The organism is Micromonospora arida (assembly GCF_003857035.1).
Classification (GTDB): domain Bacteria; phylum Actinomycetota; class Actinomycetes; order Mycobacteriales; family Micromonosporaceae; genus Micromonospora; species Micromonospora arida.
Genome location: NZ_QGSY01000044.1, coordinates 1 through 1089, shown reverse-complemented (window position 1 = coordinate 1089; position 1089 = coordinate 1). Strand labels below are relative to the sequence as shown.

Below are 1089 nucleotides of genomic sequence, written 5' to 3'. Positions count from 1 at the left end.
GGCGGGCTCAACCGGTGGTTGCAACACCCCTTTTGGTGATCTTCGTTGGGGTGGTTATGGCGTCGAGGTTGAGTCCGTTGGAGCGGGAGCAGATTGGGTTGGGTCGGGCTGCGGGTGAGTCGTTGGGGTCGATCGCGCGGAGGTTGGGGCGGTCGGTGTCGACGATCTCGCGGGAGGTGGGTCGGTTCGAGCGTTATGGGCAGCGGTATCAGCCGTTGATGGCGCAGTGGGCGTCGTTTCTGCGGCATAACCGGTCCGGGCGGGTGCCGCGGTTGGCTGTTGTTGGGCCGTTGCGTGAGGTGGTGCTGGATATGCTGCGGCGGCGTCGTTCGCCGCAGCAGATCAGTGCTCGGTTGCGGGCGCAGTTCCCGGACATGCCGGAGATGTGGGTGTCGCACGAGACGATTTACCAGGCGATCTACCTGCAGGCGCGGGGAAACCTGCGTGCGGAGTTGACGCGGCAGGTCGCGTTGCGCTCGGGTCGGGTCGCTCGCCGTCGCCGGCCAGCGTCGGCGGGGGCGGTGCGCTCGGCCCGGCCCTGGGTCGATCTGCGTATCGCTGACCGGCCGGCTGAGGTCGCTGACCGGGCGGTGCCCGGGCACTGGGAGGGTGACCTGCTCGAAGGGGTCCGTCGTGGTGGGCGCGGCGGTTCCGCTATCGCCACGCTGGTGGAACGCGCCACCCGGTTCGTGATCCTGGTCGGACTGCCCGAGGGCAAGGTGTCCGACCACGTCGTGTCTCAGCTGGCCGCCGCGATGACCTGGCTGCCGCAGCGGTTGCGGGCCTCGTTGACCTGGGACCAGGGCGTCGAGATGGCTCGGCACCGTGACTTCACCATCGCCACCGACTGCCCGGTCTACTTCTGCGACCCGCACAGCCCCTGGCAACGCGGCAGCAACGAAAACACCAACGGGCTGCTGCGCCAGTACTTCCCCAAAGGCAAATTCGACTTCACCACCATCGACCAGGCCGGCCTCGACCACGTCGCCGACGAACTCAACGACCGTCCCCGCATGACCCTGGGCTGGGCCACCCCAGGTGAGAAGATGACCCAGCTACTCGGTGTTGCAACCACCGGTTGAGCCCGCC

The 1089-nt window shown here is 67.8% G+C and carries 1 protein-coding gene; it reads left to right on the top strand.

Annotated elements, in window-relative coordinates; all coding sequences use genetic code 11:
* Positions 1-56 precede the first annotated feature (56 nt).
* Positions 57-1082, top strand: a complete 1026-nt coding sequence (locus DLJ58_RS00595; RefSeq protein WP_124853366.1) for an IS30 family transposase — start codon at positions 57-59, stop codon at positions 1080-1082.
* Positions 1083-1089 lie beyond the last annotated feature (7 nt).